This window comes from Streptomyces botrytidirepellens (genome assembly GCF_003721215.1).
Lineage (GTDB): Bacteria > Actinomycetota > Actinomycetes > Streptomycetales > Streptomycetaceae > Streptomyces > Streptomyces himastatinicus.
The window spans coordinates 1-3,713 of sequence record NZ_RIBZ01000149.1 but is presented as its reverse complement, the minus strand read 5'-3'; the positions used below and the strand labels follow the sequence as shown (position 1 = coordinate 3,713).

General features: G+C 69.6%; 3 protein-coding genes. All 3 read right to left on the bottom strand.

Features of this window, described 5'->3' with window-relative positions; translation table 11 throughout:
* A partial coding sequence (locus tag EEJ42_RS10975) for a hypothetical protein (RefSeq protein ID WP_123099763.1) occupies nucleotides 1–270 on the bottom strand: 270 nt, incomplete at its 3' end.
* A gap of 206 nt (nucleotides 271–476) precedes the next feature.
* Nucleotides 477–1,436 carry a DUF3427 domain-containing protein gene (locus tag EEJ42_RS10970; protein WP_246096358.1) on the bottom strand — a complete coding sequence of 320 codons (960 nt, stop codon included), beginning with the start codon at nucleotides 1,434–1,436 and terminating at the stop codon, nucleotides 477–479.
* A gap of 1,435 nt (nucleotides 1,437–2,871) precedes the next feature.
* Nucleotides 2,872–3,660 carry a class I SAM-dependent methyltransferase gene (locus EEJ42_RS10965; protein ID WP_246096356.1) on the bottom strand — a complete coding sequence of 263 codons (789 nt, stop codon included), beginning with the start codon at nucleotides 3,658–3,660 and terminating at the stop codon, nucleotides 2,872–2,874.
* Nucleotides 3,661–3,713 lie beyond the last annotated feature (53 nt).

The window sequence follows — 3,713 nt, the reverse complement described above, 5'->3', positions numbered from 1 at the left end:
ATCGCGCCGGTAGGCGGTGGTGGCGAGAGCCGCCCGGACGGCCTTGCGGTCGCGGCGGTGAATGGCGGTCTGGAACGCCTTCCGGATGCCGGGCTTGGCCCAGAGGGTCACGCTGCGGCTGTAGACGGGGTATCCGTTGTCGCGGTCACTTGTCTTGAGGACGCCCTTGCGGACGGCGGCGCGGTCGTCGACCAGCAGCCGGGCAGGGTTACCCGCGCGGAGCGGACGGACACGGCGGTGATGGTCTGTACGGGACAGCAGAGCCTCCATGGTGAGGGTTCGAGTGCGGGTCGGTGCCAGCCGTGGCAGCGGGAGGGGAAGCTGCGTCGGACCGTGACCAGCAGATGTGACTGTGCTTCGGGCCAGGGTTAGGCCCGCAAGCGTCAGGGAACATAGGCCCGGCCTCGCTCCGCACGGATACGGAAATGGCCCCTGGCCCCGCGCCTCGTGCGGGACCAGGGGCCGGGGACAGAGCGTCAGGGCGTGGGCGGCATGCGCGACCAGATCCGGTCGGGCAGGGGGTGGTGGAGGCGCCAGGTGATCGCCATCGGTTTGCTGCCGGTGTGCCGCTCGTAGGTGGCCGGGCCGAGCAGGACCCACGGCATTGCCTTGCCGGTCGCGGTGTCCTTGCTGTCCCGCATGAACAGCAGCACGTGGCTGCCCTGCTGCGCGTGTTTCTGGTAGCGCTGTCCGGTCGGAGAGTGGGGCGCGGTCGCGTTCTGCGACTCCCAGTGGAAGCGGGTCCGGCTGATGGCGTAGTCCTTGTAGCGCACCGTCGGGGAGAAGTCGCGCTCGCTCTTGTTCAGGGTGATCAGCAGGGCGTCCGTCCTGTTCGCCTCGTCCCACAGCACCCCTTGGGCGAAGAAGCCGGGCAGTTGCCCGCCGAGCCGGGCCACGCCCATGGCGGCCAGGATCTCGGAGCGGTTGTAGGCGTGGTGGACGTTCAGCGGGAGGTGGACGTGCGCTCCCGTCAGCGGCCGCTGCGGGAGCATGCGGGGGCTGTTCATGAGGTAGGTGAGGAGCTGGCCCAGCTCGCTGCGCACCTGCTGCTGGCCCTGCAGCGAGGCGAGACCGGCGGCGTAGGAGGTGAAGCCGCCCTTGTCCCACAGGATGAAGAACAGCATGCGGGCCAGCCTCTGATCCCACTCGGTGAGGTCGTCGTAGGCGGGGGCGTCGTCGGCAGTGAACTCACGGTAGGCGGCGGCGCGTTCGGTGTCGTCGATGTGCAGGAAGCTGTGCATGCGCTTGAGCAGCCCCGCCTCGCCCGGGAGCGGTGTGGTGGGGGTGGGCAGCAGATCGGCGCGCCGCAGGATCGTCGTCCACGTGCTGGAGCCCCGGTATACGTCGGCCACGTCACGGCCGGTGGCGGTGAGGAACTCCGCCAGATCGAGCGTTGCGACCGTTTGGGCTTCCTGCACCAGCGTCTGTGCAGTCACTCTCGACGGCACAGCAGCAGAATCGGGGGTGCGGGCGGGCGTGGAGGCCGAAGCCGGGGTAGGAGCAGAGGCAGGGTTCGTCATGGGTCAGCTTCCTTTGAGCAGCGGGAATGTGAATGAGCACGCCGGGCAACGAGGGAGGGCGGGGGCTGGTCTGGTTGATGCGCCCCGCTCGCTGTCGGCCGGTGAAGCAAGACCTTGGCCGCTGCCCGGCCAACACCCGCAAAGCACAGCCCGCCCGCGGCACCTCGCCGGCCACCCCCTCCGGGCGGCCAGCGCACACGCCGGGCCCAAGGGTGAGGAGCTTGTCCCGGGGGGGAGACGAGCATGCAAGCCCGCTCGGCGGTGGGTACGGCTTCCCGGAGCGCGGGCGGTCCGGGTGACACAAACCGCGCGACGCCCCGCCGGGCGGCGGTGCGTCCCGGCACACGGCGATGCGGTGGAGGGTCGGCGCAGCACGGCGTGCCGGGGCCGGGTTGCTGCGAAGCGGAGGCCGTGAACCGACGGGCCCACCTGGTGGATTCCGTAGCGCGGGCGAGTTCCGGAACGGGGCGCGGTGTTCTTCACGGTGCGGGGCCGTTGGCGGGTGCCACTCCCTCAACCGGGACCTGGAGCGGAGAGGGGAGAACGACGAACGCCCCCGCAGCCGGGCTTGGCTGCGGGGGCGCTGGTAGTGGCCAGTGACTGTGAATACGGCAGGGTCGCGGGGCGCGAGGGGCCGCGCGGCGCGGAAGGCTTACCCTCCGGAGGGCACTGGGTCCCCAGCGGGTAGGCGCGCCCATTCAAGGGACCGCGCGGCCAGCGCTCCACCCTCGTCGAAGGTGACGCGGACCCCATCGGTGTAGGTCCGGCTTCTCAGAGTCAGTCTCACCCCGGTCGCCCGGACGGTGCCGACCCGGCCCGTAGCTAGCTGAAACACGCGCTCCCCTTTACGGAAAGTGAGATCAACGGCGGACAGACGCCGAACCTGGAACTCCACGCGTCGTTCCCGGCTACCGAGGACGGGGAGCCTACAGGCAGTCTCACGCGCGGTTACGCGATCAACGGCCTCCACACGGACGATCTCACGCTTGGTAGTGGTATTGACGACAGTCCACACACCGACCCCGGAACTCTCGGGACTAGCGTTGGTCGGCTGCGGTACGGCAACTGCAGCGGGAATTAACGACCGGTCAGACATAGACGTCACCTCTCTTTACAGAATGGGAGAAAACAGGAAAGAGGGCCGGGTGCGGATCGCGTCGCCCATCGGCGCGGGCTGAACAGCCACCCGGCGAGCCCGGCACACNCCGGCGAGCCCGGCACACGGGCACCATCACGGGCCGCTCATCTAGCAGCACAACCCGCCATCGCCCACCTCCAGATCACGGCAGGGCCCGGCGGACCGGCCCGCAGGCTCCGCACTGGCGGCACCGGCGGGCAAGGCCAGACCGGGCTACTCGTGCACGTCGTCCGCGCAGAGGTACAGCAGCTGGGCGCGGAGTCGGAGACCGGTCGGCGACAGGAGGTAGCCGTTTTCGAAGTCGGCCTCATCCAAGACGTGTTGGTAGCCAGCGCGTTTCATCAGGTCGCGGACCTGGCGCCCGCGTTCCCCCTCCGCGTTCTGGATGCCGAGCGATACCAGGGCTGCCAGGACGCCGCCCGGGCGCAGGAAGCGGTGGGCGTGCAGGATGTGGTCGACGGCCAGGTTCCGGCGGTAGGGCGGGTACATGACCACGGCGTCGTACACCGGCTCGCTGGAGACGGTCAGGAAGTCCGCGGCGCGCACATGCCTCGCAATCCCGGCGCGCGTGATCTCGGCTGCCCTGTGATTGTCGATCTCGTAGCAGTCCATGACACACCCTCGGTCCGCGCCTTCCGCCGCGAGAATGCCGTGGCCTGCGGAGGGCTCGAGCACCTGCCAGCCCTTCTGCGGCTGGAGCGGCAGGTTGTCCCACATCAGTTCTGCGATCGACTGCGGGCAGGAAACCACTCCGCGGTCGGGGCGGTTCACCGCGCTCCGGCGGGTGAGGATCTGGCCGATCAGTGGTTCGGCCTGGCCGAAGGGGTACAGGTCGGCGAACATGTAGCCCTCGTGGCGGCGGCTCCAGCAGGCGCCGGAGCGCGTGAGGACCTTGTGGACTCCCTCCGCGACAATCGGGGCGGCCTCCTCCTGCAGGCGGACCAGGGGCCCGTCACAGACGGCGCGTTCCAGCTCCCGGCACACGGCCTTGGAAATCTGCATGATGTTCCTCGTGGTAGGTAGGGTTCGGGTCTTTACGGCCAGCCCGGGCCCGG